This window comes from Mesorhizobium sp. M4B.F.Ca.ET.214.01.1.1 (assembly GCF_004791545.1).
In the GTDB taxonomy this organism is placed as follows: domain Bacteria; phylum Pseudomonadota; class Alphaproteobacteria; order Rhizobiales; family Rhizobiaceae; genus Mesorhizobium; species Mesorhizobium abyssinicae.
Genome location: NZ_SRUX01000255.1, coordinates 1 through 292, shown reverse-complemented (window position 1 = coordinate 292; position 292 = coordinate 1). Strand labels below are relative to the sequence as shown.

The window sequence follows — 292 nt, the reverse complement described above, 5'->3', positions numbered from 1 at the left end:
ATGACGAAGCCGTTCCACAAGGACGAGCTTGTTGCCCGCATTCACGCAATCGTCCGCCGTTCCAAGGGCCATGCGCAGTCGGTCATCTCCACCGGCGAGCTGATCGTCAATCTCGATGCCAAGACGGTTGAAGTGGGCGGCCAGCGCGTTCACCTGACCGGCAAGGAATATCAGATGCTTGAGCTGCTTTCGCTGCGCAAGGGCACGACGCTGACCAAGGAAATGTTCCTGAACCACCTTTATGGCGGCATGGACGAGCCGGAACTGAAGATCATCGACGTCTTCATCTGCA

Annotated in this window: 1 pseudogene; it reads left to right on the top strand. The window is 57.5% G+C overall.

Features of this window, described 5'->3' with window-relative positions:
* Positions 1-292: pseudogene (ctrA, locus tag EN857_RS34130) on the top strand (cell cycle two-component system response regulator CtrA); the annotation flags it as partial.